Source organism: Paenacidovorax caeni (genome assembly GCF_001298675.1).
In the GTDB taxonomy this organism is placed as follows: Bacteria; Pseudomonadota; Gammaproteobacteria; order Burkholderiales; family Burkholderiaceae_C; genus Paenacidovorax; species Paenacidovorax caeni.
The window spans coordinates 33,172-59,303 of the sequence record NZ_CYIG01000001.1 but is presented as its reverse complement, the minus strand read 5'-3'; the positions used below and the strand labels follow the sequence as shown (position 1 = coordinate 59,303).

The 26,132-nt window shown below is 67.0% G+C and carries 27 protein-coding genes; 23 read left to right on the top strand and 4 right to left on the bottom strand.

Going from position 1 to position 26,132, the window contains the following annotated elements; translation table 11 throughout:
• Window positions 1-43: 43 nt before the first annotated feature.
• The 14 genes from BN2503_RS00320 to clsB all read left to right on the top strand — a co-directional run bounded on the left by BN2503_RS00320 (window position 44) and on the right by clsB (window position 13,150).
• Complete coding sequence (locus BN2503_RS00320) at window positions 44-457, top strand: gamma-butyrobetaine hydroxylase family protein (RefSeq protein WP_054254647.1); 414 nt, start codon at window positions 44-46, stop codon at window positions 455-457.
• A gap of 102 nt (window positions 458-559) precedes the next feature.
• The gene (gene ubiE, locus BN2503_RS00315; RefSeq protein ID WP_054254646.1) at window positions 560-1,291 is read left to right on the top strand and encodes a bifunctional demethylmenaquinone methyltransferase/2-methoxy-6-polyprenyl-1,4-benzoquinol methylase UbiE; all 732 of its coding nucleotides are present in this window, start codon (window positions 560-562) and stop codon (window positions 1,289-1,291) included.
• 44 nt (window positions 1,292-1,335) lie between these two features.
• Window positions 1,336-2,349 (top strand): Tim44 domain-containing protein, encoded by a 1,014-nt coding sequence (locus tag BN2503_RS00310; protein WP_054254645.1) that lies wholly within the window; start codon window positions 1,336-1,338, stop codon window positions 2,347-2,349.
• Between the two features lie 52 nt (window positions 2,350-2,401).
• Entirely contained in the window at window positions 2,402-2,965 is a 564-nt protein-coding gene (locus tag BN2503_RS00305; protein ID WP_054254644.1) for a hypothetical protein, read from the top strand.
• Window positions 2,962-4,533 carry a ubiquinone biosynthesis regulatory protein kinase UbiB gene (gene ubiB / locus BN2503_RS00300; RefSeq protein WP_054254643.1) on the top strand — a complete coding sequence of 524 codons (1,572 nt, stop codon included), beginning with the start codon at window positions 2,962-2,964 and terminating at the stop codon, window positions 4,531-4,533. The genes BN2503_RS00305 and ubiB overlap by 4 nt, the downstream gene beginning before the upstream one ends.
• A gap of 51 nt (window positions 4,534-4,584) precedes the next feature.
• On the top strand, window positions 4,585-6,036 hold the full coding sequence (locus tag BN2503_RS00295) for a high affinity choline transporter 1 (RefSeq protein WP_054254642.1): 1,452 nt from the start codon (window positions 4,585-4,587) through the stop codon (window positions 6,034-6,036).
• A 72-nt stretch (window positions 6,037-6,108) separates the two neighbouring features.
• A complete protein-coding gene (locus BN2503_RS00290) occupies window positions 6,109-6,402 on the top strand; it encodes an FmdB family zinc ribbon protein (protein WP_054254641.1) in 294 nt (97 codons plus the stop codon).
• Between the two features lie 17 nt (window positions 6,403-6,419).
• Window positions 6,420-7,043: a DUF502 domain-containing protein gene (locus tag BN2503_RS00285; RefSeq protein ID WP_054254640.1), complete on the top strand. Its 624-nt coding sequence runs from the start codon at window positions 6,420-6,422 to the stop codon at window positions 7,041-7,043.
• A 38-nt stretch (window positions 7,044-7,081) separates the two neighbouring features.
• Window positions 7,082-8,878 (top strand): aspartate--tRNA ligase, encoded by a 1,797-nt coding sequence (gene aspS, locus BN2503_RS00280; protein WP_054254639.1) that lies wholly within the window; start codon window positions 7,082-7,084, stop codon window positions 8,876-8,878.
• Window positions 8,879-8,945: 67 nt separating this feature from the next.
• On the top strand, window positions 8,946-9,863 hold the full coding sequence (locus BN2503_RS00275; protein WP_054254638.1) for a restriction endonuclease: 918 nt from the start codon (window positions 8,946-8,948) through the stop codon (window positions 9,861-9,863).
• 67 nt (window positions 9,864-9,930) lie between these two features.
• Window positions 9,931-10,695, top strand: coding sequence for a CsgG/HfaB family protein (locus BN2503_RS00270; RefSeq protein ID WP_434799876.1), 765 nt, complete (start codon window positions 9,931-9,933; stop codon window positions 10,693-10,695).
• A gap of 19 nt (window positions 10,696-10,714) precedes the next feature.
• Entirely contained in the window at window positions 10,715-11,167 is a 453-nt protein-coding gene (gene nudB / locus BN2503_RS00265; RefSeq protein WP_054254636.1) for a dihydroneopterin triphosphate diphosphatase, read from the top strand.
• Window positions 11,164-11,928 (top strand): endonuclease/exonuclease/phosphatase family protein, encoded by a 765-nt coding sequence (locus BN2503_RS00260; RefSeq protein ID WP_054254635.1) that lies wholly within the window; start codon window positions 11,164-11,166, stop codon window positions 11,926-11,928. The genes nudB and BN2503_RS00260 overlap by 4 nt, the downstream gene beginning before the upstream one ends.
• Window positions 11,929-11,938: 10 nt before the next feature.
• The gene (clsB, locus tag BN2503_RS00255) at window positions 11,939-13,150 is read left to right on the top strand and encodes a cardiolipin synthase ClsB (RefSeq protein WP_054254634.1); all 1,212 of its coding nucleotides are present in this window, start codon (window positions 11,939-11,941) and stop codon (window positions 13,148-13,150) included.
• 78 nt (window positions 13,151-13,228) lie between these two features.
• Here the strand turns inward: clsB and BN2503_RS00250 are convergent, their stop codons facing one another.
• Window positions 13,229-15,271 carry a hypothetical protein gene (locus tag BN2503_RS00250; protein WP_074930059.1) on the bottom strand — a complete coding sequence of 681 codons (2,043 nt, stop codon included), beginning with the start codon at window positions 15,269-15,271 and terminating at the stop codon, window positions 13,229-13,231.
• 178 nt (window positions 15,272-15,449) lie between these two features.
• On the opposite strand from BN2503_RS00250, the gene folE reads away from it, so the two are divergent.
• The 9 genes from folE to BN2503_RS00205 all read left to right on the top strand — a co-directional run bounded on the left by folE (window position 15,450) and on the right by BN2503_RS00205 (window position 22,582).
• Window positions 15,450-16,163 (top strand): GTP cyclohydrolase I, encoded by a 714-nt coding sequence (folE, locus tag BN2503_RS00245; RefSeq protein WP_054254632.1) that lies wholly within the window; start codon window positions 15,450-15,452, stop codon window positions 16,161-16,163.
• Between the two features lie 5 nt (window positions 16,164-16,168).
• Entirely contained in the window at window positions 16,169-16,591 is a 423-nt protein-coding gene (locus tag BN2503_RS00240; protein WP_054254631.1) for a BLUF domain-containing protein, read from the top strand.
• 77 nt (window positions 16,592-16,668) lie between these two features.
• Window positions 16,669-17,550: an EamA family transporter gene (locus BN2503_RS00235; RefSeq protein ID WP_054254630.1), complete on the top strand. Its 882-nt coding sequence runs from the start codon at window positions 16,669-16,671 to the stop codon at window positions 17,548-17,550.
• 228 nt (window positions 17,551-17,778) lie between these two features.
• Window positions 17,779-18,819 carry a taurine ABC transporter substrate-binding protein gene (gene tauA / locus BN2503_RS00230; protein ID WP_054254757.1) on the top strand — a complete coding sequence of 347 codons (1,041 nt, stop codon included), beginning with the start codon at window positions 17,779-17,781 and terminating at the stop codon, window positions 18,817-18,819.
• Window positions 18,803-19,624, top strand: coding sequence for a taurine ABC transporter ATP-binding protein (locus tag BN2503_RS00225; RefSeq protein ID WP_054254629.1), 822 nt, complete (start codon window positions 18,803-18,805; stop codon window positions 19,622-19,624). Before tauA ends, BN2503_RS00225 begins: the two co-directional genes overlap by 17 nt.
• A gap of 73 nt (window positions 19,625-19,697) precedes the next feature.
• Window positions 19,698-20,552 (top strand): ABC transporter permease subunit, encoded by an 855-nt coding sequence (locus tag BN2503_RS00220; RefSeq protein WP_054254628.1) that lies wholly within the window; start codon window positions 19,698-19,700, stop codon window positions 20,550-20,552.
• Window positions 20,553-20,730: 178 nt separating this feature from the next.
• Window positions 20,731-21,660: an alpha/beta hydrolase fold domain-containing protein gene (locus tag BN2503_RS00215; protein ID WP_082366450.1), complete on the top strand. Its 930-nt coding sequence runs from the start codon at window positions 20,731-20,733 to the stop codon at window positions 21,658-21,660.
• Entirely contained in the window at window positions 21,657-21,905 is a 249-nt protein-coding gene (locus BN2503_RS00210) for a hypothetical protein (protein WP_054254627.1), read from the top strand. Before BN2503_RS00215 ends, BN2503_RS00210 begins: the two co-directional genes overlap by 4 nt.
• A gap of 38 nt (window positions 21,906-21,943) precedes the next feature.
• Window positions 21,944-22,582, top strand: coding sequence for a LysE family translocator (locus BN2503_RS00205; RefSeq protein WP_054254626.1), 639 nt, complete (start codon window positions 21,944-21,946; stop codon window positions 22,580-22,582).
• Window positions 22,583-22,715: 133 nt separating this feature from the next.
• Here the strand turns inward: BN2503_RS00205 and BN2503_RS00200 are convergent, their stop codons facing one another.
• The 3 genes from BN2503_RS00200 to BN2503_RS00190 all read right to left on the bottom strand — a co-directional run bounded on the left by BN2503_RS00200 (window position 22,716) and on the right by BN2503_RS00190 (window position 26,091).
• Window positions 22,716-24,218, bottom strand: coding sequence for an ABC transporter substrate-binding protein (locus BN2503_RS00200; RefSeq protein ID WP_054254625.1), 1,503 nt, complete (start codon window positions 24,216-24,218; stop codon window positions 22,716-22,718).
• A 69-nt stretch (window positions 24,219-24,287) separates the two neighbouring features.
• Window positions 24,288-25,136, bottom strand: coding sequence for an ABC transporter permease (locus tag BN2503_RS00195; protein ID WP_054254624.1), 849 nt, complete (start codon window positions 25,134-25,136; stop codon window positions 24,288-24,290).
• Window positions 25,129-26,091: an ABC transporter permease gene (locus BN2503_RS00190; RefSeq protein ID WP_054254623.1), complete on the bottom strand. Its 963-nt coding sequence runs from the start codon at window positions 26,089-26,091 to the stop codon at window positions 25,129-25,131. The genes BN2503_RS00195 and BN2503_RS00190 overlap by 8 nt, the downstream gene beginning before the upstream one ends.
• Window positions 26,092-26,132 lie beyond the last annotated feature (41 nt).

Here is a 26,132-nt window from a genome sequence, read left to right as displayed (position 1 = left end):
AGCGCTAGAGCCTGTTTTTACTTGCAATTTTCGAGGTGACACCATGGCCGATTCCAGTGCGCCCGTACCTGAAGCGCTGACCGTGCACGCCCAGTCGCGTGTGCTCGAGGTTGTCTTTGCCGGTGGCGAGGTCTACCGTATTCCGTTCGAGCTGCTGCGCGTGTATTCGCCCTCGGCCGAGGTCCAGGGCCACGGCCCGGGGCAGGAAGTCCTGCAGACCGGCAAGCGCGACGTCACGCTGCTGGCCCTGGAGCCCGTGGGCCACTATGCCGTCAAGCCCGTGTTCTCCGACGGCCACGACAGCGGCATCTTCACCTGGGCTTACTTGCATGAACTCGGGCGCGACCAGGAGCAACTTTGGCAGCGCTACCTGCAGCGCCTGCAGGATGTGGGCGCCGACCGCGATGCCCCCATGGCCCCCCGGCCGCACAAGGGCGGGGGCTGCGGCAGCCATTGAGGGCCGCCAAGCGCCGTTTTTTCTCCATTTTGGCGACGATGCCCCATGAAGGTGCGGGGTTGTCGCTGTACGCGGGGCCGGTACGCCCCTAGGATTCTTCCCATGAGCAGCACGCATTTCGGTTTTGAAACCGTCGATGAACAGGACAAGGCACGCCGTGTGCGCGGCGTGTTCGACTCCGTCGCGTCCAAGTATGACGTGATGAACGACCTGATGTCCGGCGGCCTGCACCGCGCCTGGAAGGCCTACACCGTCATGGTGGCCAACCTGCGTGATGGCGACCAGGTGCTCGACATTGCGGGCGGAACGGGCGACCTGTCGCTGGCGTTCGCCAAGAAGGTTGGCGCCACCGGCCGCGTGGTGCATACCGATATCAACGAGGCCATGCTGCGCGTAGGCCGCGACCGTCTGATCGACAAGGGCGTGGTGTTGCCCACCCTGGTGTGCGATGCCGAGAAGCTGCCTTTTCCCACGGGCCACTTCGACCTGGTCAGCGTTGCCTTCGGCCTGCGCAACATGACGCACAAGGATCTCGCCATCGCCGAGATGTGCCGTGTGCTCAAACCCGGCGGGCGCCTGCTGGTGCTGGAGTTCTCGAAGGTGGCGAAGCCGCTGGAAAAGGCCTACGACTGGTATTCCTTCAACGTACTGCCCCGGCTGGGCAAGCTGGTGGCGGGCGACGATGCCAGTTACCGCTATCTGGCGGAATCCATCCGCATGCACCCGGGCCAGGAGGAACTAAAGACGCTCATGCAACACAATGGTTTTGGGCACGTGGATTACCACAACATGACGGGCGGCGTTGTCGCCCTGCATGTGGGCATCAAGTGCTGAACGGCTGAATCCCCCTCGACTCTTTATAGAAAGCGGAAATTGACATGAAAAACTTGTGGTCTGTGGTTCTGGTCGCCATGCTGGCAATGGCCCATATGGATGCCGATGCCCGCCGCATGGGCGGCGGCAAGTCCATGGGCAAGCAGTCCAGTAATGTCACCCAGCGCGAGGCCAGCACGCCTCCCTCGACGCCTGCTGCCCCCACACAAAACGCGACTGCGCAAAATGCGGCCAAACCCGCCACACCCGCTGCCAACCCGGCACCCGCTGCGGCGCCCAAGAAGCCTTGGGGTGCCATGCTCGGCGGCTTGGCTGCTGGCCTGGGCCTGGCATGGCTGGCCCACTCGCTCGGCCTGGGTGCAGCGTTCGGCAATATCTTGCTGATCGCCTTGCTGGCCCTGGCGGCATTCGCCGTGATTGGCATGATCATGCGCTCGCGCAAACCCGCAGCCGCAGGTGGTGCTCCCTTCGCATTCCAGGGCGCGGGTGCGCCGGTGGATGCGCCCGTGGCGCGCCAGTACAACCCCGAGAAGGTCGGCAACGACGCCTCGGCGCGCCCCTGGGAGAGCCAGGGCGCGGCGTTCGAAGCTGCACGTCCGCAGATGGCAGGCGGTGCTGTGGCGGGTGGTGTCGTTATCGGCTCTGCGCTCACCGGTTCGCAGAACTGGGGTATTCCGGAGGGCTTCGATACCGAGGGCTTTCTCGCCGCGGCCAAGCGCAATTTCGTCACGCTGCAAAGCGCCTGGGACCGTGGCGACCTGTCCACCTTGCGCTCCATGATGACGGACGAGCTGCTGAGCGAAGTGCGCGCCCAGCTCGCCGAGCGCGATCAGCACCGTGGCGATGCGCCGAACCGTACGGATGTCGACGTGATCGATGCACAGCTCCTGGGCATTGAGGATCTCGGCAGCGACTACATGGCCAGCGTTGAGTTTTCCGGCATGATCCGTGAAGAGCAGGGCGCTGGCCTGAGCCCCTTCCGTGAAGTCTGGAACATGACCAAGCCCAAGAGCGGCAACAGCGGCTGGCTGGTGGCGGGCCTGCAGGCACTGCAGTAACACGGGTGCCACAAAAACCAGGCGGTACCGTCCTGGGGAATAATCGGGGGCTATGGCAACACAGTCCCCTTTTTCATTTCTGGAAAACCTCGCCCAACGCATCGTGGCGGGGCCGCAGCCGCCGCAGTGGATGGTGCATGAGGTGCAGCAGCGCGTCGTGTTGCTGTTGAATCATGTCTTGATGCAGGAGCGCGAGGCCATGGGCCGGCTTCTTGGCCAGTCTGGCCGTGTCGCGCGTGTGCAATGGCGCCAGTTTTCGATGGCCCTGCAGGTCACGCCCGCCGGGCTGTTCAACGTGGCGGCGCCGGGCGCGCAGCCCGATCTGCAGATCGTTGTGACCGAAACCTCTCCCCTGGCCCTGGCGCAAACGGCGTTGCGCGGCGACAAGCCCACCATCAGCATCCAGGGCGACGTGCAACTGGCGGGCGAGATCAACTGGCTCGTAGACCATGTGCGCTGGGATCTGGAGGAAGACCTGGCGCGGATCGTGGGGGATGCGCCTGCCCACGCCATCGCCCAAGGCGCACGCCGAGTGACCCAGGCGCTGGGCGCCTTCGTTGCCCGATTCGCGGGCGGGCGTGCAGGTTCGCAGCCTCCTGACCGGGCGCCGTCATGAGCCGTGTTTTCCGTGGCGCCACCATTGTTTGGGTGGTGCTGCGTTATGGACTGGATGAGCTGGTGCTGTCCAGCTTCGAGCATCCCTGGCTGCGCTTGCTGGCGCGTTTGGTGTCGATTGGTCGCAACCTGGAGGCACCACGTGGCCAGCGCCTGCGCGAGGCTTTGGAGCGGCTGGGCCCTATCTTTGTCAAATTCGGCCAGGTGCTGTCCACCCGGCGCGACCTGATGCCGCCGGACATCGCCGACGAGCTGGCGCTGTTGCAGGACCGCGTGCCGCCGTTTGATTCGCAAATTTCCGTAGCGACGATTGAGCGTGCCTTTCGCAAGCCGTTGGGCGAGGTGTTCATCTCGTTCGAGCGTGAGCCTGTGGCCAGTGCGTCGATTGCGCAGGTGCATTTCGCCGTCATCCGCGACCGCGACGGCGTGCAGCGCGATGTCGCCGTGAAGGTGCTGCGCCCCGGCATGCTGCCGGTGATCGAAAAAGACCTGGCGCTGATGCGCATGATGGCGGGCTGGCTCGAGAGTCTCTCGGCCGACGGCAAGCGCCTGAAGCCGCGCGAGGTCGTTGCCGAGTTCGACACCTACCTGCACGACGAACTTGACCTGATGCGCGAAGCTGCCAATGCCGCGCAACTGCGCCGCAACATGGAAGGGCTGGATCTGGTGCTGGTGCCCGAGGTGTTCTGGGACTTCTGCCACACCGAGGTCATGGTGATGGAGCGCATGCGCGGCGTGCCGATCAGCCAGGTCGAGCGCTTGCGCGAGGCTGGCGTGGACATTCCCAAGCTGGCGCGCGATGGCGTCACCATTTTCTTCACCCAGGTCTTTCGTGATGGTTTCTTCCATGCCGACATGCACCCGGGCAACATCCAGGTCAGCCTCGACGCCATGACGTTCGGCCGCTACATCTCGCTCGACTTCGGCATCGTCGGCACGCTGACCGAGGTCGACAAGGAATACCTGGCGCAGAACTTCACGGCCTTCTTCCGCCGCGACTACAAGCGCGTGGCTGAGCTGCACATCGAGAGTGGCTGGGTGCCGCCCGAGACGCGCGTCAACGAGCTGGAAGCAGCGGTGCGTACGGTGTGCGAGCCGTATTTCGACCGACCGCTCAAGGAGATTTCTCTCGGTATGGTGCTGATGCGCCTGTTCCAGACGTCGCGCCGCTTCAACGTGGAGATCCAGCCGCAGTTGGTGCTGTTGCAGAAGACCCTGCTCAACATCGAGGGCCTGGGCCGCCAGCTCGATCCAGACCTGGATTTGTGGAGCACGGCCAAGCCGTTCCTGGAAAAGTGGATGCTCGACCAGCTTGGCCCTCAGCGCCTGCTGCGTGAGCTGCGTGACCAGGCACCGCATTACGCCAAGCTGCTGCCCGAGCTGCCGCGCTTGCTGCACAGCTACTTGCGCCAGGAGCCCCAGACGCAGACGCAGCCGCAATTGCTGCGCGAGCTGCTGCAGGCGCAGCAGCGCACCAACCGCCTGCTCCAGGCCCTGATGTATGGCGGCGTGGGCTTTGTGCTCGGGCTGCTGGGGCTGCAGCTCTACCTGCGCTTCTACGTGTTCTGAGCGCGGCCTCTATTTCACAACCTCCATCCTGACCTCGCAAGGAGTACCAGCGTGCTGCTCATCATGGTGATTGCCTACCTGTTTGTCACCATCGGCATTGGCCTGTGGGCCGCCAGAAGGGTACAGAACTCGGCCGACTTTGCCATCGCCGGCCGCCATCTGCCGATGTACATGATCATCACCACCACGTTCGCCACGTGGTTCGGCTCGGAGATCGTGCTCGGGGTGCCGGCGAAGTTCATCAAGGGGGGGCTGAACGCGGTGGTCGAGGATCCGTTCGGTGCAGGCATGTGTCTGGTGCTGGTGGGCGTATTTTTTGCCGCCAAGCTCTACCGGATGACGCTGCTGACCATCAGCGACTACTACCGCGAACGCTATGGCCGCGCGGTCGAGGTGATCTGCTCGCTCATCATCATGCTCAGCTACCTGGGTTGGGTCTCGGCCCAGGTCACCGCGCTGGGGCTGGTGTTCAACCTGCTGTCGGGCGGGGTGATCAGCATTCCCTGGGGCATGACGATCGGCGTGCTCTCGATCTTGGTTTACACGCTTTGGGGCGGTATGTGGTCGGTGGCGGTGACCGATTTCATCCAGATGATCATCCTGGTGGTCGGGCTGGTGGTGCTGGCCGTCTTCGCCGCCGACATGGCGGGCGGCGCTGGCAAGGTGATCGACCTGGCGGTGAGCCGCGACATGTTCCGCTTCTGGCCCGAACCCACCTGGCACGAAATGATTTTCTTCTTTGGCGCCGCCATCACCATGATGCTGGGCTCCATTCCGCAGCAGGACGTGTTTCAACGCGTGATGTCGGCGAATACGGAAAAGGCAGCCACGCATGGCACAGTGATCGGCGGCACGGCCTATATCCTGTTTGCTTTTGTTCCCATGTTCCTGGTGGCTAGCGCATTGCTCATCATGCCGGAGCAGACCGCTGCGCTGCTGGAGGATGATCCCCAGAAAGTCCTCCCGACGCTGGTGATGGACAAGATGCCCGTGGTCATGCAGGTGCTGTTCTTCGGTGCGCTGCTGTCTGCCATCAAGTCATGCGCGTCGGCCACGCTGCTGGCGCCCAGCGTCACGTTCACCGAGAACATCTGGCGCCAGTTCCGCCCTGAGTACATCAGCGACCTGGAAAACCTGCGCATCATGCGCATCAGCGTGCTGGTGTTCGCCATCGCGGTACTGGTTTACTCCATCAAGATGGAAGGTACCCCTATTTTTGAGCTCGTTTCCGGCGCTTACCAGGTGCCGCTGGTCGGGGCGTTCGTGCCCTTGGTCTTCGGCCTGTACTGGAAGCGCGCCACCACGCAGGGCGCGCTTTGTGCCACGGTGCTCGGCATTGGCGTGTGGGTGCTGTTCATGGCTACGCCCGCACTGCATGAAGCCTTTCCGCAGCAACTGGCGGGCGTTCTTGCCGCGGTGGTGGGCATGGTGGCAGGATCGCTGGTGCCGCAATGGGTGCACCACCGGCCTGCCAGCCACCATGCCATCGCAGGCGTGGAGTGATGGCGCGCCCCCTGCAGAAAACGAGGCGCATCCTATAATCGAGGGTTTTTCCCAAGCACCGTTTCCTCCCGTATGCCTATCTATGCCTACAAATGCGGCGCCTGTGGCCATGCCAAGGATGTGCTGCAAAAAATCTCCGATGCCCCGCTGACACAGTGCCCTGCCTGTGGCGCCGAGGCGTTTTCCAAGCAGATCACGGCTGCCGGCTTCCAGCTCAAGGGCTCGGGCTGGTATGTCACGGACTTCCGTGGCGGCGGCAGCGGTAGCAGCGCCCCGGCGACGGGTACCAAGAGCGAAGAGGCGGCTGCGCCCGCGGCTGCCCCGGCAGCCTGCGCATCTTGCCCTGCTGCCTCGAAGGCAGACTGACCCCCTGAAGGATAGGCATGGCTGCCCTGCGCAAGTGGTTGTTCACCGGTTTGCTGGTCATCGTGCCCGGCGTTATTACCGCCTGGGTGCTGAACTGGATTGTCGGCACGCTTGACCAGACGCTAGCCATCCTGCCGGAGGCCTGGCATCCAGATAAGCTGCTGGGCTTCCACATACCTGGCTTCGGCGTGCTGCTGACGCTGCTCATCCTGCTTTCGGTGGGCGCGCTGGCCAGCAATTTCGCCGGGCGCAAGCTGGTGGCGTGGGGCGATGGGCTGGTAAGCCGCATCCCTGTGGTGCGCTCGATCTACTCCAGCGTCAAGCAGGTGTCCGACACGCTGTTCTCGGAGAGCGGTAACGCTTTCCGTACGGCGGTGCTGGTGCAGTGGCCGCGTGAGGGCGTGTGGACCGTCGCCTTCATCACCGGCTCGCCCTCGGGTGAAGTCGCGGCTTACCTGCGCGACGAGTACGTGAGCGTGTACGTACCCACTACGCCCAACCCCACCGGTGGCTATTTTGTGATCCTGCGCAAGAGCGATTGCATCGAGCTCGACATGAGCATCGATGCCGCGCTCAAATACATAGTCTCCATGGGTGTGGTGGCTCCGCCAGAGCCTGCTGCACTCGCCCACTCCAGATAACAAACGTCGCGCCCTTCCGGGGCGCAGGAAGACTCCCCATGGCCATGCGCTCCCAATATTGCGGTCTCGTGACCGAAGCCCTGATGGGCCAAACCGTTACCCTGTGCGGCTGGGTGAACCGCCGCCGCGACCACGGTGGCGTCATCTTCATCGACCTGCGTGACCGCGAGGGCTACGTGCAGGTCGTGTGCGACCCGGACCGCCCTGAAATGTTCAAGGTGGCTGAAGAAGTGCGCAACGAGTTTTGTGTGCAGGTCAAGGGCCTGGTGCGCGCCCGTCCTGCCGGCACCACCAACGACAAGCTCAAGAGCGGCCAGATCGAAGTGCTGTGCCACGAACTGGTCGTGCTCAACGCCTCGGTCACCCCACCGTTCCAGATGGATGATGAAAACCTGTCGGAAACCACGCGCCTCACGCACCGCGTGATGGATTTGCGTCGCCCGCACATGCAGCGCAACATGATGCTGCGCTACAAGACAGCGATCCAGGTGCGCAATTTCCTCGACAAGGAAGGTTTCATCGACATCGAAACGCCCATGCTGGGCAAGAGCACGCCCGAAGGCGCGCGCGACTACCTCGTGCCCAGCCGCGTGCACGACGGCCAGTTCTTTGCGCTGCCCCAGTCGCCCCAGCTCTACAAGCAGATGCTGATGGTGGCCGGCTATGACCGCTACTACCAGATCACCAAGTGCTTCCGCGATGAAGACCTGCGCGCCGACCGCCAGCCCGAGTTCACGCAGATCGACTGCGAGACCTCGTTCCTGAACGAAGAGGAAATCCGCGCCATCTTCCAGCGCATGATCACCGAAGTGTTCAAGCAGCAGCTGGACGTGGATCTGGGCGAATTCCCCATCATGACCTACCAAGAGGCGGCGTTCCGCTTCGGCTCCGACAAGCCCGACCTGCGCGTGAAGCTCGAATTCACCGAGCTGACCGAGGTGATGAAGGACGTGGACTTCAAGGTCTTTTCCGCTCCGGCCACTACCAAGGGCGGCCGTGTGGTGGCCCTGCGCGTGCCGGGCGGTGGCGCCATCAGCCGTGGCGAGATCGACCAGTACACCGAGTTCGTCAAGATCTACGGCGCCAAGGGACTGGCATGGATCAAGGTCAACGAAGCCGCCAAGGGCCGTGACGGCCTGCAGTCGCCCATCGTCAAGAACCTGCATGACGCGGCCATTGCCGAGATCCTGAAGCGCACCGGCGCGCAGGACGGCGACCTGCTCTTCTTCGGCGCTGACAAGGAAAAGATCGTCAACGACTCCATCGGCGCGCTGCGCCTGAAGATCGGCCACAGCGAATTCGGCAAGAAGAACGGCCTGTTCGAGAACCGCTGGGCGCCGCTGTGGGTGGTCGACTTCCCCATGTTCGAACATGACGAGGAAGAAGACCGCTGGGTGGCTGTGCACCACCCCTTCACGTCGCCCAAGGACGGCCACGAAGACCTCATGGACACCGATCCGGGCAAGTGCATCGCCAAGGCCTACGACATGGTGCTCAATGGCTGGGAACTGGGCGGTGGCTCGGTGCGTATCCACCGCGCCGACGTGCAGGCCAAGGTTTTTGCAGCCCTGAACATCGGCCCGGAAGACCAGCGCGCTAAGTTCGGCTACCTGCTCGATGCGCTGCAGTACGGCGCGCCCCCGCACGGCGGTCTGGCCTTTGGCCTGGATCGCCTCATCACGCTGATGACCGGCGCCGAGTCGATTCGCGACGTGATCGCCTTCCCCAAGACGCAGCGCGCGCAAGACTTGCTCACGCAAGCCCCTTCGCCCGTGGACGAGAAGCAGTTGCGCGAACTGCATATCCGCCTGCGCAATCCGGTGGCGGTGGGCTGATGCTGGCCCTTGGCTTGCAAGGTTGAATCGAGGGCGCCTATGGGTGCCCTTTTTTACGGTGTAGCCCATGGCCATTCCTGATTTTCAGACCTTGATGCTCCCTTTGCTGACTCATGCAGGTGATGGGAATGAACATGCATTTCGCGATGCGGTCGAAGTGCTGGCAGCTAGCTTTCGATTGACACCGGAGGATCGCCAACAGCTTCTGCCTAGTGGGCGGGCGCCCCTGTTTTACAACCGCCTGGCTTGGGCCAAGCAGCATCTGATAATGGCTGGGCTGGTCGACGCACCTCGTCGCGGCGTGTTTCGCATCACTCCCCAGGGGCAGCAGCTCTTGGCGCGGTGCCCCGATCGGATCGATCTCAAGCTGCTGCAGCAAATACCGCAGTACCAACAGGCGCGAAGGGGCAGTGCCTCGGAGTCCGAGGCCACACCTGCAGATTCTGTCGAGGTGCAAGCGGGCATTCCTCCTGAAGAGGCGATGGAGCGAGCGCACCAGGCGCTGCGCCACGAATTGTCGACCGAGCTGCGCGCGTCACTTCTCAAGTGCAGCCCCACGTTTTTCGAACTGTTGATTGTTCAACTCATGATCAAAATGGGCTACGGTGGCAGCCGTGAGGAGGCTGGTCGGGCCGTCGGGCGCAGCGGTGACGGCGGCATCGATGGCGTCATCAACGAAGACCGATTGGGCTTAGATGCCATCTACCTGCAGGCCAAGCGCTGGATCAACGTGGTCGGTCGCCCGGAAATCCAGCAGTTTGTTGGCGCCTTGGCTGGCCAACGAGCCAGCAAAGGCGTGTTCATCACCACTTCGCGCTTCAGTCAGGAAGCACGTGATTACGCCGCCAGCAACAGCAACTACAAAGTCGTGCTTATCGATGGGGAGCGCCTGGCAGACCTGATGATCGAACACGATCTGGGCGTCTCCGTGGCCGCGACCTACCAGCTCAAACGCATCGATTCCGACTTCTTCGCCGAGGAGTGAATGATTGAAGACTCTAAACCGTCTACCCGTCCCCCTTGGCTTGGTGAGTGTCTGTCTGATCATCGCTGTGCTGCTACCCGCTTGCGGCGAAAAGAAAACCGAGCTGGGCCAGGGCGGTTCTGTTGTTACCGGCTCGGCGGGGCCCGAGGGGGCCCGGAATGCGGCCCGTGAACTGCAGCGCTGCGATGCCCCCGTGGCCACGGTGGCGCTGGCGGAGAACCCGAACGGCTACACCATGGGCGGTAGTTACCATTTGCCCGCTTCGCCGGTGCCGCTGATCAAGCTGCTGGCGCAGCAAAGCGGCTGCTTTCGCGTGGTGGACCGGGGCGCGGGCCTGCGCGGCACCGTGCAGGAGCAGGACCTGAAGGATGCGGGCGTCCTGCGTCCGCAGTCCACCGTGGCCAAGGGCAAGGGTTACGAGGCACAGTACACCCTCACGCCCAGTCTTACTTTCAGCGAGCAGGATGCCGGGCGCGGCCTGGCCGGTGTGATCGCCATGGTTCCCGTGCTGCGCGACATCGCCGGACTGGCGGGCCTGGTTGAGCAAGTCAAGTTCAAGGAAGCGCAGACCGCACTGCTGCTGTCCGACAACGAAACCACCGAGCAGGTGGCCGCTGCCACGGGCGCCGCGCGCACCACCGACCTGGGCGTAGGCGGGCTGGTGCTGGGGCGCCTGGGGGGAGGTGCCGGAGCGGGGTGGAGCAACACCAACGAGGGCAAGGTGATCGCCGCCGCCTTCCTGGACGCGCACAACCAGCTGGTGGTGCAGGCGCGCGCGCTGCAGGCCAAGGCGCTGCCGCCGCCCGTGCCTGCCCACGCTGCCAGCCGTTGACGCACCCGGACATCCCGCCATGTACAAGATCCCGGAATCGGTGCTGGTGGTGGTGCATACCCCCGGGCTCGACGTGCTGCTGATCCGCCGTGCCGATTCGGTCGAGCCGTTCTGGCAGTCGGTCACCGGCAGCAAGGATGCACTGCACGAGCCCTATGCCGTCACGGCGGTGCGTGAGGTGCGCGAAGAAACCGGCCTTGACCCGCACGCCCCGGGCTGCGTGCTGCGCGATTGGGGGCTGGAGAACGTCTACACCATCTACCCCCATTGGCAGCACCGTTACGCCCCCGGGGTGTGGCACAACACCGAGCGGGTGTTCGGCCTGCAAGTGCCCGCACCGCAGGCCGTGGCCTTGAATCCCCGCGAACACACGGCATATGCTTGGATGGGTTGGCGCGAGGCGGCTGACTGCTGCACCTCGCCCTCCAACGCCGAGGCGATTTTGTTGTTGCCACGAATGATCACCCCATGACCCCTGCACTCACGCTCCAGCGCCCCGAATCCTCCGACATCCTGCGCGTGGCCACCTACAACATCCACAAGGGGGTGCAGGGACTGGGGCCGGCGCGGCGGCTGGAGATCCACAACCTGGGGCTGGCGGTGGAACAACTCGATGCCGATATCGTCTGCCTGCAGGAAGTGCGCCGCCTCAACCGCAAGGAGCAGCATTACTTCGACCGCTGGCCCGCCGTACCCCAAGCCGAGTACCTGGCCCCCGAGGGCTACGAGGCGGTGTACCGCACCAACGCCTACACGCGCCACGGTGAGCATGGCAACGCGCTGCTCACGCGCTGGCCCGTGCTCGGGCACCAGCACGAGGACATCTCAGACCACCGCTTCGAACAGCGTGGCCTGCTGCACGTTGAAGTGATGTTCCAGGGCCGCCCGGTGCACGTCATCGTGGTCCACCTGGGGCTGGTGCCTGGCAGCCGCGTGCGCCAGATCCACCAGCTGCAGCGCTTCATCGAGCGCGAAGTGCCAGTGCGCGCACCGCTGGTGGTGGCGGGCGACTTCAACGACTGGGGCTCGCGCATCCAGCGCATGCTGCGCGGCTTCGGCCTGCACGAGTATGAAGAGCACCGTGCGTTCACCTACCCCGCGCGGCTGCCCATCACCCAGCTCGACCACGTTTACGTGCGCGGCCTGACGCCGCTGGGCCTGTACGCGCCACGCGGGCGCATCTGGTGGCGCATGTCCGATCACCTGCCGCTGATTGCCGAATTCCGTTGGTAAGCTTTCCTGTGTGAAGCGCACCACCCCCCAGTTCCGAGCCGGCCACCGCGTCCAGTTGCTGCAAGGCGCGGCGGAGCTGTTCCCGGCGCTGGCCCAGGCCATGGACGGCGCCCGCCACACAGTGCTGTTCGAGACCTACATCTTCGACACCACCGGCGCTGGCGCGGAGGTGGCCGAAGCCCTGATGCGCGCTGCGCAGCGCGGTGTGCGCACACAGCTGGTGGTCGATGGCGTGGGGACGGGGCGTTTGCCTGCGCCGTGGTACGAGCGCTTGCGCACGGCTGGCGTGCACGTGCGCGTGTACTCGCCGCTGGGGCCGCTGGGGCTGCTGCTGCCCATGCGCTGGCGGCGCCTGCACCGCAAGCTGTGCGTGGTCGACGGACAGGTGCTGTTCTGCGGCGGCATCAACGTGCTGGACGACTACCACGACCCGAACTTCGGCACGCTGCAAGCCCCACGCTTTGACTTTGCCGTGCGCGCCGAAGGCGCCCTGGTGGCGCAGGCGCAGGCCACCATGGAGCAGCTGTGGTGGCGCATCCAGGCGGTGCGTGATGTGCGCCAGTACCACCTGCCCGAAGCCGTGCACGCGCTGCGCGAGGCAGGCGTTGGTTCCCCCCCGCGGCAGCGTGGCCTGGGCATGCGCGCCGCGCTGCTGCTGCGTGACAACCTGCGCAACCGCAGCCGCATCGAGCAGGCCTACCGCCGCGCCATCGCCAGCGCGCAGCACGAGATCATCATCGCCAACGCCTACTTCCTGCCCGGTGGCAAGCTGCGCCGCGCGTTGGTGCTGGCGGCGCGGCGCGGTGTACGCGTGCAGCTGCTGCTGCAAGGGCGCTATGAATACTTCATGCAGTACCACGCGGCGCGCCCTGTGTACGGCGCGCTGCTGCGCGCAGGGGTTGAGATCCACGAGTACGAGCCCAGCTTCCTGCACGCCAAGGTGGCCGTGATTGACGCCCACGGGCGCCGCCCCTGGGCCACGGTAGGGTCCAGCAACCTGGACCCGCTGTCGCTGCTGCTGGCCCGCGAGGCCAACGTGGTGGTGCGCGACAAGGACTTCGCCAGCGAGTTGCGCCAGCGCCTGCGCCATGCCATGCACACGGCGGGGCGGCGGGTAGGGGCGCAGCAGTTCGAGCAGCGCCCCTGGCGCGAGCGCGTGCTCGACCAGGTGGCCCATGCGCTCATGCGGGCGGCGCTGTGGGTGACGGGCAACCGCTATTGACTGCTATTGACTGCTATGGGCCGCTTTTCGGCGCAGGCGCCAGCCGCCACGCATCCCACGCCGCCAGCAGGTGGATGGTCAGCAGCGTGAGCGCCAGCTGCAGGCGCAAGGCAAAGACACGTCCTTCGCAGGCCACCAGGCCGCCCATGCCACATAGGCGCCAGGCAGCAGCAGTGCCCCCCAGATGGTGAAAACCACCAGCGCTGTGCCGCGCCGGCGCTGGAGGTATTGCCCCACGCCTGGCACAACGAAGGACACCAGGGCGTCCCGGAGTGCACGCCGCCGGTCTGCTGGCGTGGTGGGCTGCGTGCCGGATGGGGCTGCGGGTGCGGGCACATTGCGCACCAGGGCGACGATGCGGTGTGCTGTCTGGGCGCAGGATGCCGTTCCCTCGACCGTGCGGCCATCGGCGAGTACCAGCCGCAGGTACACCGCGCCAGGCACAAGCCATCCCTGGACCCGGTGGTACCAGCGTGGCCCGTGCCGCAGCGCGACAGCGCGGGCCTTGCGGATGGTGCCGCGCGGGCAGGCCAGGTTCAGCCGCGCATCGCGTGCATTGGCCTTGAAAACCAGCAGGCGCTGGTTCGTCAGCACCACCCAGCGCAGCCCCAGGACCAACGTCTCGCGTGGCATCTCGCCAGCCTGGCTATGGGGCCAGAAAAGCCCGGGCCGGGCCAGCAGACGCAGGGCGCGCAGGTTGACCAGGGGCTCGAACGCAGGGTCTGTCTGGCTGCGCCGTGAAGCGTCACGCAGCAGCCACACCAGGATCGGGAGCATCAGCACCGGCAGTAGCACGGCCAGTGCGATACGCCCCGGTTGGCTCGCCAGCAGCAGGGGGAGCAGGTCGCGCAAGGCGCGTGGCAGGAGCAAGGCAAGCAATATCCAGGGCAGGAAGGGCAGATTCAGCCGCAGCAGCAGGCGTGCCTGCTGCCAAGGGGTGGGGAGCGCCTGGCCCGCAATGCCCAGGGTGTCGCAGGGGCGCTGTGCCAGATCAGGCCGGTGCGCGCGCAGTTGGGCCTGGGCCTGGATCTTCTGGGCGCGCAGCGCACAGGCCAGTCCGAGCACAAACCACAGCACGGCGCCTGCCAGGCTGGCGTAGTACCCGGCCCGCCACCAGCCAATGGCCGCCTGCTGTGCCTGCAGCGTGGCGCGCACGCCGTCATCGCCCCATTCGCCCAGCCATTGGCGATCGGGTCCGTACCGCAAGATGCGGAAGCTGGCGCCATCAACGACCAGCAAGTCGGCGTTCAGGCGTGCCAACGCGCGCGGCTCCAGGGCCGATGACCCGGGTGGCAGGGGGTAGGGGGTTTGCCGGCCGTCAGGCCAGACATCGACGACATGGCCCGCTTGCATGCCGCCATCGAGCCGCACCAGGGTGCCGGCGGGTGTCGCGGTGGCGCCTGGCGGGCGGTAGGGCGCAATGGCATCTTCCACGAAACGCCAGCGCCCTTGTTGCTGCAACAGCTCTATGCGCTGCACGGGCGCCAGGTGCGCGTCGTCCAGGCGCACCAGGGCGGGACGGTTGGTATCCGTGGTCCACCAGTGGCCGTCCTCCCACCACAGCCCGTTGGTGAAGCGGTACGTGTCCTCGGGCGTGGTGCCCAGGTGCTGGCCTTGCGGGCCGAACAAGGCCACGGCATGGCCGCCACCGGTGGCAATGGCCACGCGGCCATCGGGCGCGAATGCGAAGCGGATGGCGTTGTCCCCATGGCGCTGCAGCGCTGCGGGCCAGGCGGGCGTGAGGGTGTGCAGGGGGCGCGCATCGGTGGCGGACAGCACATGCAGCACAGGACTGTGCCGTGACCAGGCCACCAGGTGCCCCTCGGGGTGCGCCGCCAGAATGCCTGCGCTGCCCGCAAGCCCTGCCTGTGCCGCAGGAACGACCTGCTGGCGCTGCCCTTGTGCGTCAAGCCGCCAAAGCGCGTCGTTCACACTCAGCCAGACGTGGTTTCCCGGCAATACGGCCAAGCCCCACGGGCCTTGGATGGCCGCCTGGCGCTGGCTGCTCCACAGGGCGAGGCCCACGCAGAGACAGGCCAGCAGCAGCAAGCCTGCCCCTAGCGATTGCCAGAAACGGTGGTTGGGTGCATTGGTGGCGGTCTCTCCCTCTGGGTTGCGCATGGCCCGCCCTCTTTCGTGGTTATTGTTGGGGAGGCACAGCATACACAGGGGCGCTGCGCAGGCGTCGGATGGGTCTGTTTTGCTCCTTATTTTGTAGCTTGTAGCGCTTGCTCCATGGGCGTTAGTGCCCTAAAACGCCTAAAAAGCCAAGTCTGGCATTCGCTGGTACCATGCCGCCATGTCTTTTGATCCTCCCTCCCCGGCGCCGGACGAAGGCGTTCCCGTCTCCGTCAAGATCCGCGAGCGCCTGCAGGCGGCGCGCAAGCGCTTTCACGCCAACGACAACATTGCCGAGTTCATCAACCCCGGTGAGCTGGAGGCGTTGCTCGACGAGGTCGAGGCCAAGATGCAAGGCGTGCTCGACAGCCTGGTCATCGATACCGAGGGCGACCACAACACGCAGAGCACGGCACGGCGCGTGGCCAAGATGTACCTGGGCGAGGTGTTCAAGGGCCGCTACGTCAACGCCCCGACGATCACCGAGTTCCCCAACGCCGAGCACCTCAACGAGCTGATGATCGTCGGCCCGATCACCGTGCGCAGCGCCTGCAGCCACCATTTCTGCCCCGTCATCGGCAAGATCTGGATCGGTGTGATGCCCAACGAGCACACCAACGTCATTGGCCTGTCCAAGTACGCGCGCCTGGTGGATTGGGTCATGGGCCGTCCGCAGATCCAGGAGGAAGCGGTGGTGCAGCTGGCCGACCTCATCATGGAGAAAACCCAGCCCGACGGCCTGGCCGTGGTCATGGAGGCCAGCCACTTCTGCATGTCCTGGCGCGGCGTGCGCGAGATGGACAGCAAGATGATCAATTCCGTGATGCGTGGCGTGTTTCTCACCAACCCGACACTGCGCCGCGAGTTCCTGTCGCTCATTCCCGGAAGGACCTGAAAGCCATGCTGGTTCGCCTGCTTTACGTCAGCCGCGCCGTCGATACGTCGCCTGCCGCCATCGAAGCCATCCTCACCCAGTCGCGCCTGCACAACCCGGCCAGTGGCATCACTGGCGTGCTGTGCTACGGCGGCGGCATCTTCCTGCAGGCCATCGAAGGCGGCCGATCGGCCGTGAGCGCGCTGTACGGCCACATCCAGCGCGACGCGCGCCACAAGGACGTGGAACTGCTCGCCTTCGAGGAAATCTGCGAGCGCCGCTTCGGCGGCTGGACCATGGGCCAGGTCAACCTGGCCAAGCTCAACCACTCCATCGTGCTCAAGTACTCCGAGCGCCCCGAATTCGACCCCTACGCCGCCTCCGGCAAGGTGTCGTTTGCGCTGCTCGAGGAGCTCATGGCCACCGCCAGCGTCATCGGCCGGGCCTGATTTCCCTGCGTCCCCTTCGCTGAACACGCCCTGCAGCCGCAGCCGGCCCCGCGCCGCTGCGGCCTTTGCTTTTTGCCATGGCCCTTGACGCCTTCGCCCTCATCATCCTGGCCGGCCTCATCCATGCTGGCTGGAACATTGCCGCCAAGAAGGCGGGGGGCGATGCGCGCTTTGCCTTCTTCACCGCGGTGCTGATGATGGTGGTGTGGGCGCCCCTGGGTTGGTGGTTGGGGCGCGATGCCGTGCCGCTGTGGGGCGCGCGCGAGTGGGCCTTCATCGTCGCCAGCGGCCTGCTGCACGTGCTGTACTACGTGATCCTGCTGCGCGGCTACCGCCGCGCCGACCTCACCGTGGTCTACCCGCTGGCGCGCGGCTCGGGGCCGCTGCTGTCGTCGTTCGTCGCCATCACGCTGCTGGGCGAGCAGCTGTCCTGGCTCGGCGCGCTGGGCATTGCCGGCGTGGTGGGGGGCGTGTTTCTGATCGCGGGCGGGCCAGCGCTGCTGCGCGCCACGCACGATCCGGCCGCGCGTGCCCGGGTGCACGCTGGCATGGGCTACGGCCTGCTCACCGGCGCCTTCATCGCTGCCTACACCGTGGTGGACGGCTACGCCGTCAAGGTGCTGTTGATGTCACCCATCCTGGTGGACTACATGGGCAACTTCGTGCGCGTGGCGGTGCTGGCGCCCACCGTGCTGCGCGACCTGCCCACGGCGCGCAGCCTGTGGGTGGTGCAGTGGCGCTTTGCCTTGCTGGTGGCGGTGGTGAGCCCCGTGGCCTACGTCCTGGTGCTGTTCGCCATGCGCGAGGCGCCCATGTCGCATGTGGCGCCTGCGCGCGAGGTGTCGATGCTGTTCGCGGCGTTGCTTGGCGGGCATTTGCTGAACGAGGGTGACCGCCTGGCGCGGCTGGCGGGGGCGGTGCTCATCGCCGCAGGGGTGGTGGCGCTGGCACTGGGGTAGGCGTTTGCTTCTGAATTGATAGCTGTTAGCGCTTTCTGGGTCAGGGTAAAACGCCTTTTTGGCTTATTTTTCAGGTGATTCCAGCTGCCGCATCGCCGCGCGTGCTTCCGCGTTGCGCGTTTTGCGCATGTGCTCATGCGAATCGGGCGCATGCAAAGCGCGCGCTTGTTTCTAGACTGAAAGCCTCTTTCCCTTGCTTTCAGAAGAACCATGCAAACCCTTCGCCGCATTTCCCGCTCCCGCCGCTCCCGCCGCTTCACCCTGGCACTGGCTGCCGCTGCCACCGTGTGGGGCGCCGGCTTGCCGCTGGCCCAGGCGCAAGGTGCGCCCAAGGAAGTGGTCATCGGCTACCAGGACATGGTGCTGCCCTGGCGCTATGCGCAAGAGACCCAGGCGGTGGAAAAAGCCACCGGCTACAAGGTGAGCTACCGCAAGCTCGGCAGTGGCGCCGAGGTGACGCGCGCGCTGGCCAGTGGTGCCATCCAGATCGGCGAGGCGGGCTCGGCGCCGTTTGCCGCAGCGCTGTCGCAGGGCGTGCCGATCCAGGTGTTCTGGGTGGCCGACAACATCCACCACGCCGAGGCGCTGGTGGCGCGCAACGGCAGCGGGGCGCGGCAACTGGCCGACCTGAAGGGCAAGAAAATCGGCATCCCCTACGTCTCTACCAGCCACTTCCATGCCCTGGTGGCACTGCAGGCTGCAGGCGTGCAGGCCAAGGACGTGAAGATTCTCAACCTGCGCCCGCCAGAAATCCTGGCCGCCTGGGAGCGTGGCGACATCGACGCCGCCTTTGTCTGGGACCCGGTGCTGGCCAAGATCAAGCAAAGCGGCCAGGTGCTGACCACCTCGGGCGAGATCGCCGCGCAGACCGGCAAGGCCACGTTTGACGCGCTGGCCGTGCGCACCGATTTCGCGCAGGCGCACGGCGAGTTCCTCACACGCTTCGTCAAGGTGCTGGCCGAGGCCGACCAGCGCTACACGCGCAACCCCGCTGCCTGGACTGCCGACTCCGCCGAAGTCAAGGCCATCGCCAAGTGGTCGGGCGCCGAGGCCGCCAGCGTACCCGACAGCCTCAAGCTCTACGCCTTCATTCCCCCGGCCGAGCAGGCCAGCGTGCGCTGGCTGGGCGGCGGCAAGCAGTCGGTGGTAGCACAGTCGCTCGCGGCCACGGCGCAGTTCCTGCAGGCGCAGGGCGCGGTGCAGCAGGTGCTGCCCGACTACGCGGTGGGCGTGAACGACACCTGGGTGCGCCATGCCGCTGGCCAATGAGGGTGCGCAGGGGCTGGTGGTGCGCGGCCTGTCGGTGCGCTACGAAGGCGCGCCGGCCGACCCCCGCGCCCTGGCGCTGCATGGCGTGGATCTGGACATCGCCCCGGGCGAGTTCGTCGTCGCCGTGGGCGCCTCGGGCTGCGGCAAGACCACGCTGCTGAACACCATCGCCGGCTTCACCGCACCGTCGGCCGGGCAGATCGCCTGGAACGGCGCGCCCGTGCGTGATGCGGGCGCCGAGCGCGGCGTGGTGTTCCAAAAGCACGCCCTCATGCCCTGGCTCAACGTGCTGGACAACGTGGCCCTGGGCCTGCGCCTGCGCGGCCTGGGGCGCGCCGAGCGCCAGCGCATTGCGCTGGAGCAGCTCGCCCGCGTGGGCCTGGCCGAGCGGGCCCAGGCCTACCCGTGGCAGCTCTCGGGCGGCATGCAGCAGCGCGTGGGCATTGCGCGTGCACTGGCGGGCGATGCCGACCTGCTGCTGATGGACGAGCCCATGGGCGCGCTCGACGTGTTCACGCGCGAGGCGCTGCAGGAACTGGTGCTGCGACTGTGGGCCGCGCCGCGCGCCGTGCAGCGCACGGTGTTTTTCATCACCCACGACGTGGAGGAAGCGCTGTTCCTGGCCTCGCGCATCATCGTCATGAGCCCACGCCCCGGGCGCATCACCGAAAGCCTGGTGGTCGATTTCGGGCGCCGCTACCTGGCCGGCGCGCCGGCGCGCGCCGTCAAGTCGCTGCCCGACTTCATCGCCATGCGCGAGCAGCTCATGGCCGCCATCTCCGAAGCCTCGCTGGTTCCCGCGTGAGCCAGCATCACCGACGATCGCAATGAGAGCTGCCAGCACTTATCCCCTCAGGGCCAGAGAGCCATTGTTTGCCATGGATGTGGCCCTTCCCGACGCGTGCCCGCCGGAGGCTGCGCCACCCCCCGCGGCGCTGCCGGTCGTGGCGCCTTTCCGCGCACACCGCCCGCGCACGCCGCGCCTGTGGAGCCTGCTGTGCGTGGCCGGCTGGCTGGCGCTGTGGTGGCTGGCCACCGCGCTGCAGTGGGTGCCACCGCTGTTTCTGCCCGCGCCCGAGGCGGCGCTGAACGCCTTGGCTCAGGCCTGGCGCGGCGACATCCAGGGCGGCGACGCGCTGTGGGTGCATGCGCAGTGGAGCTGCCTGCGTGTGTTCGGCGCGTTCGCGCTGGCGGTACTCACGGCGGTGCCGGTGGGCATTGCCATGGGCGTGAACCGCTGGGCGCAGGCCGTGTTCGACCCGCTGCTGGAGTTCTACCGCCCGCTGCCGCCGCTGGCCTACCTGCCGCTGGTGGTGATCTGGCTGGGTATCGACGAGGCGGCGAAGTGGCTGCTCATCTACCTGGCCTGCTTCGCCCCCATGGCGCTGGCAGCGCGCGCCGGCACGCGCAACGCCAGCGCCGAGCAGGTGAACGCGCTGCGCTCGCTCGGCGCCACGCGCTGGCAGCTGCTGCGCCACGCCATCGTGCCGGCGGCGCTGCCCGACATCCTGGTGGGCCTGCGCATTGCCATGGGCTTTGCCTGGACCACGCTGGTCGCTGCCGAGATGGTGGCCGCCACGCAGGGTCTGGGGCAGATGGTGCTCAACGCCTCCAACTTTCTGCGCACCGACATCGTGGTCATGGGCATCTTCGTCATCGGCACCATTGCGCTGCTGCTCGACGCCCTGCTGCGCCGCCTGGAGCGCTGGCTGCTGCCATGGCATGGGCGCTGAGTGTGCTTTCAAAATGAGAGCTGCCAGCGCTTTTCTGGTATGGCATTGGTGAATAAATTGCTGATAAAGCAATGCCGGTAAAGCGCTGGCAGCTCCTTTTTTGAGAGCGTTGCCCGGGCGCACGGGGGCCATCGGCGCGTCGCACAATGCGTGGGTCTTCTGAATCCACTGCACGGGTATGGCATTCATTTCATTTCTGATCCGCAGGGCGGCCGCTCGGGCCCTGCTTGTGGCGGCCTGCGGCGCAGGCCTGGCGGCGCACGCGGGGCCGCTGCGCGCGGCCCTGGACGACGACGATGGCATGGACGCGGCCGTGGCGTCCGCGCCCCTGCCCGCGTCGGTGCGCGTGCTGCGCGACCAGCCCTACGGCCCGCATCCGCGCCAGCGCATGGACGTGTACCTGCCGCCGCATGCGCACGATGCGCCCGTGCTGTTCATGGTGCACGGAGGGGCCTGGCGTATGGGCGACAAGGCCCACGCCAACGTGGTGCACAACAAGGTGGCCCGCTGGGTGCCGCAGGGCGTGGTGCTGGTGTCGGTCAACTACCGCCTGCTGCCCGAGGCCGCGCCGCTGGAGCAGGCGCGCGATGTGGCGCGTGCCCTGGCCCAGGCGCAGCGCCTGGCGCCGCAATGGGGTGCGGTGCCCGGGCGCTTCGTGGCCATGGGGCATTCGGCCGGGGCACACCTGGTGGCGCTGCTCGCCGCCGCGCCCGCGCTGTGGCAGGCCCAGGGTGCCGTGCCCGTGCGCGCCACGGTGGCGCTGGACAGCGCCGTGTACGACGTGGCCGAGACCATGCGCCGGCCCCACCTGCGCCTGTACGACGCCGCCTTTGGCAGCGACCCGGCGCAGTGGGCGCCCGTGTCGCCCGTGCAGCAGCTGCGCCAGGCAGGCGCGCCGCTGCTGGCCGTGTGCTCCACGCGGCGCCGCGCGGCGTGCGCCCAGGCCGAGGGCTTTGTGGCGCAGGCCCGCAGCCTGGGCATGCGTGTGCAGGTGCTGGGGCAGGATCTCACGCACGGTGAGATCAACGCCAGCCTGGGGCGTGAGGGCCCCTACACCGAGGCGGTGGAGGCCTTCCTGCGCTCGGTCGATGCGAAGATGCTGCCATGACGCCTGTTCCCGCTTCCTCGCGCCGCTGCTTTGCCCGGGCCCGCGCGCTGGCGCTGCTGGCCCTCATGGCCTGGGGCACGGCGCAGGCCGCGCCCGCGCCCTGGTACTGGTGGCGCAGCAAGATTGACGGCGCGCGCACCTGCGCCCAGGTCTCGCCGGGCGAGGGCTGGGAGCGCGACAGCGGCCCCTTCGACGGCCCCGGGTGCCAGCCACGCAAGCGGGTGTACGTGATTCCCATGCGGTGACAATGCCGCTTTGCCCTGTTGCCTGTTTGCCGCTCCCCATGCCTTCGATCGAAACCCTGGTTGCGTTTTTCGGTGTCTCTGTCCTGCTGGGCCTCTCGCCTGGGCCGGACAACCTCTTCGTGCTCATGCAGTCCGCACAGCGTGGCTGGCGCGCCGGCATGTGCGTGGTGCTGGGCCTGTGCGGTGGCCTGGTGGTGCACACCACGGCGGTGGCGCTGGGGCTGGCGGCGGTGTTCGCCGCGTCGGCGCTGGCGTTCACGCTGCTCAAGTTCGTGGGTGCGGCCTACCTGGCCTGGCTGGCCTGGGGTGCGCTGCGCGCTCCGGTGGGCAGCGGTGGCGCGGCCGCCCCGGCTGCGGGCGGGACGGGCTACAGCGCCTGGCGCATGGTGGGGCGCGGCGTGGTGATGAACCTGACGAACCCCAAGGTGCTGGTGTTCTTCCTGGCCTTCCTGCCGCAGTTCGCCGACCCGGCGCGCGGTGGCGTGGCCGCGCAGATCATGGTGCTGGGCTGCGTGTTCATGCTCGCCACGCTGCTGGTGTTTGGCGCCATCGCCTGCTTTTCGGGCGTCTTCGGCACACTGCTGCAGCGCTCGGCGCGCGCGCAGTGGGTGCTCAACCGACTGGCCGGGCTGGTGTTCCTGGGGTTGGCGGTGCGGCTGGCGACAGTGCAGCGCTAATGGTGCTAGCGGTGCTATAGGGTTGATAGCTGCTGGCGCTTTGCATACCTTGGGTTGCGAAAATTTTTACTCGTAAACCAAGGCGTGACAAGCGCTGGAAGCTATTGAAAAGAGAGCAGACCAGCGCTGCGCCTCACCCCCATGACAGCGCCGACAGGTCGTTCACGAACACCGGCATGTCTTTCCACAGCCCGCGCAGGTTCTTGGCCGCGACGGTGACCCATTGCGGCTGGTACAGGAAGGCGTGCACGCAGTCCTCGGCCAGCAGGCGCTGGGCGTCGCCCAGCAGGCGGGCGCGGTCAGCCGGGCGCGCGGTGTTCTGGATCTTCTCGAACAGCGCGTTGAAGCGCTCCGACTGGTAGCCCCAGTAGTAGCCCGGCTTGGCGAAGTTGCCCAGGTCGAACGGCTCGACGTGCGAGATCAGCGTCAGGTCGTAGTTCTTCGCGCCGTAGGTGCCGCTGAGCCACTGTGCCCATTCCACGTTCTGCAGCTTCACGGTGACGCCGATTTTGGCCAGCTCGGCGGCGATGACCTCGCCGCCCTGGCGTGCGTAGGGCGCGGGCGGCAGCGTCATGGTGAGGTGCAGCGGGGTTTTGACGCCGGCCTCGGCGATCAGCTTTTTCGCTTTGTCCAGGTCGTAGGGGTTGATGCCGGTGGTGTCCACGTAGCCGAAGGCGCCCGGCACGTAGTGGCTGCCGATGGGCACGCCCAGGCCGTCGGCCGCTGCCTGGATGACGGTCTTGCGGTCGATGGCGGCGGCGATGGCGCGGCGCACGCGCACGTCCTGCAGGGGCTTGCGCGCGTTGTTCATGGCCAGGATGGTCTTGGCGCGCGAGCCGCTGACGATGACCTGGAAGCGCGGGTTGGCCTTGAACTGCTCGACGCCGCGCGGCGTCACGCGCGGGAAGGCGTCCACGTCGCCCGCCAGCAGCGCGGCGACCTGCGCCGCCGGGTCGGGAATGAAACGGAAGGTGGCACGGCGAATGCGCGCGCTGCCCGCGTTGCGGTGGCCGTCCCAGCGTGCCAGCGTGAGCGCGGCGCCCTTGGCCCAGTGGTCGAGCCGGTAGGGGCCGGTGCCCACGGGCTTGGTGGCGTTGGTGGCGGCGCTCTTGGGCTCGACGATGATGGCGGTGGCCTGGCCGAGCAGGAACAGCAGGTCGGGCTCGATGTCCTGGTTGATGAGCACCACGGTGTGTTCATCGACCACCTGCACGCGCAGGTTGGCGAAGGTGCGCTTGTCTTTGTTGGTGCTCTTGTCGCCGCCGGCGCGCTCTAAGGAGAACTTCACGGCGGCGGCGTTGCACGGCGCACCGTTGTGGAAGGCCACGCCGCGGCGCAGCCGGAAGGTGTAGGTCTTGAGGTCGGGCGAGACCTCCCAGCTCTCGGCCAGCAGGGGCGAGACGCTGCCGTCGGGGTTGATCTTGGTGAGCGTCTCGAACACGTTGTAGAGCACCACCTCGCCGATGGACGAGGCCGCGCTCGCCGTCGGGTCCAGCCCGGGCGGCTCCAGCACCAGGGCCAGCGTCAGCGTGTCTTTCTTGCCCTGGGCCCAGGCGCCCAGTGGCGCAAGGCCCGTGGTAGCAGCGGCGGCGGCCAGGGTGCTGCCAGCCAGGAGGCATCGGCGGTTCCACTTCATGCGTTGTTCTTTCTGCGGGGGCTCGGAGGGCGCCGTGCGCGGCGCCGGGCCGCCTTTTTACACCATGCGTCAGCGCTCCAGGCGCGGATCGAGCAGGTCGCGCAGGCCGTCGCCCAGCAGGTTCAGTCCGAGCACGGCCAGGGCAATGGCCGCGCCGGGCCACACGGCCAGCAGCGGTGCCTGGTACATCAGCGTCTGCGCCTCGCTCAGCATGCGGCCCCATGAGGGCTCTGGCGGCTGCGTGCCCAGGCCCAGGTACGACAGCGCTGCCTCGGCCAGGATGGCGAGGGCGAACTGGATGGTGGCCTGCACGATCAGCAGCGGGGCGATGTTGGGCAGCACATGGTCCCAGGTGATGCGCCAGCGGCCCTTGCCGCAGGCGCGTGCGGCGCGCACGTAGTCGCGTGCCCACACGCCCTGCGCCGCAGCGCGTGTGACGCGCGCGAAGGTCGGGATGTTGAAGATGCCAATGGCGATGATGGCGTTCACCATGCCCGGCCCGGCCACCGCCGTCAGCATGATGGCCGAGAGGATGGCGGGAAAGGCGAAGGTGAAGTCGGCGAGCCGCATCACCAGCTCGTCCACCCAGCCGCGCAGGGCGGCGGCCAGCAGCCCCAGCACCATGCCTGCCCCCAGGCCGATGCCCACGGCCACCACCCCGACGGTGAGCGTGCTGCGTGCGCCGGCCAGCAGCAGCGCCGCCACGTCGCGCCCATAGGCGTCGGTGCCCAGCCAGTGGGCCGCCGAGGGGGGCTGGAGCGCCGCGTCCATGGCGATGGCGTAGGCGCCGGGTGGCGTCCACAGCAGCGACACGGTGGCCGTGGCCAGCAGCACCAGGGTGAGCAGGCCGCCGAGCAGCAGCGAAGGCTGGCCACGCAGGCGCCGCAGCCAGCGGGCGGGGAGGGGGCGCTCAGTCATGTCGTTCAGCGATGCGCGGGTCGATGAGCGCGGTCAGCACATCGACGATGAAATTGACCGCCACCACCAGCGCGGCCAACAGCATGACGCAGTTGCGCACCACCGCCAGGTCGCGGTTGGCGATGGACTGGAAGACCAGACGGCCCAGGCCGGGCAGGTAGAACACGTTCTCCACCACGATGGTGCCCGCCAGCAGGTTGGCGAACTGCAGCCCCATGACGGTGACCACGGGCACCAGCGCGTTGCGTAGCACATGGCGCCACAGGGTGGCGCGCGGCGACAGGCCTTTGGCGCGTGCCGTGCGTACGAAGTCCTCGCGCAGTACGTCGAGCACGGCCGAGCGTGTGACACGCGCCAGGATCGCGCCCTGCACCACGGCCAGGGAGAGCGCGGGCAGCACCAGTGCGTGTAGCCCCGGCCACAGGCCACCGCCATCCTCGGCGCGCCAGCCGGGAAAGCCGCCCGCCGGGAACCACTGCAGCTGCACCGCGAACAGCAGGATGAGCAGGATGGCGAACCAGAAGTTGGGCAGGGCGATGCCGATCTGCGCCAGGCCCATCAGCCCCCAGTCGCCGGGGCGCTGGTGGTGCGCCGCAGCGTATACGCCCGCGCCCAGCGCCAGCGCGGCCGCCAGCAGCATGGCCAGCACCGCCAGCGGTATGGTGAGCTGCAGGCGCTCCAGAATCAGCTCCGCCACCGGGCTGCCGTAAGCGTGGCTGTCGCCCAGCGCGCCGGTGAGCAGGCCGTGCACCCACTGCAGGTAGCGCTGCCAGGCCGGCTGGTCAAGCCCCAGCTGGGCGGCCAGCGCTGCCACGGCCTCGGGGTCGGCATCGGGGCCGAGCAGCGTTTGCGCGGCATTGCCGGGCAGCACTTCCAGCACCCCGAAGACCACCAGCGAGGCAACGGCCAGCGTGGCGATGAGGGTGGCGAGGCGTTGCAGGAAGAACTGGGACATAGGGCGGGCAGGGCGGGCGGGTGGCGCGGCCCGAGGATAGC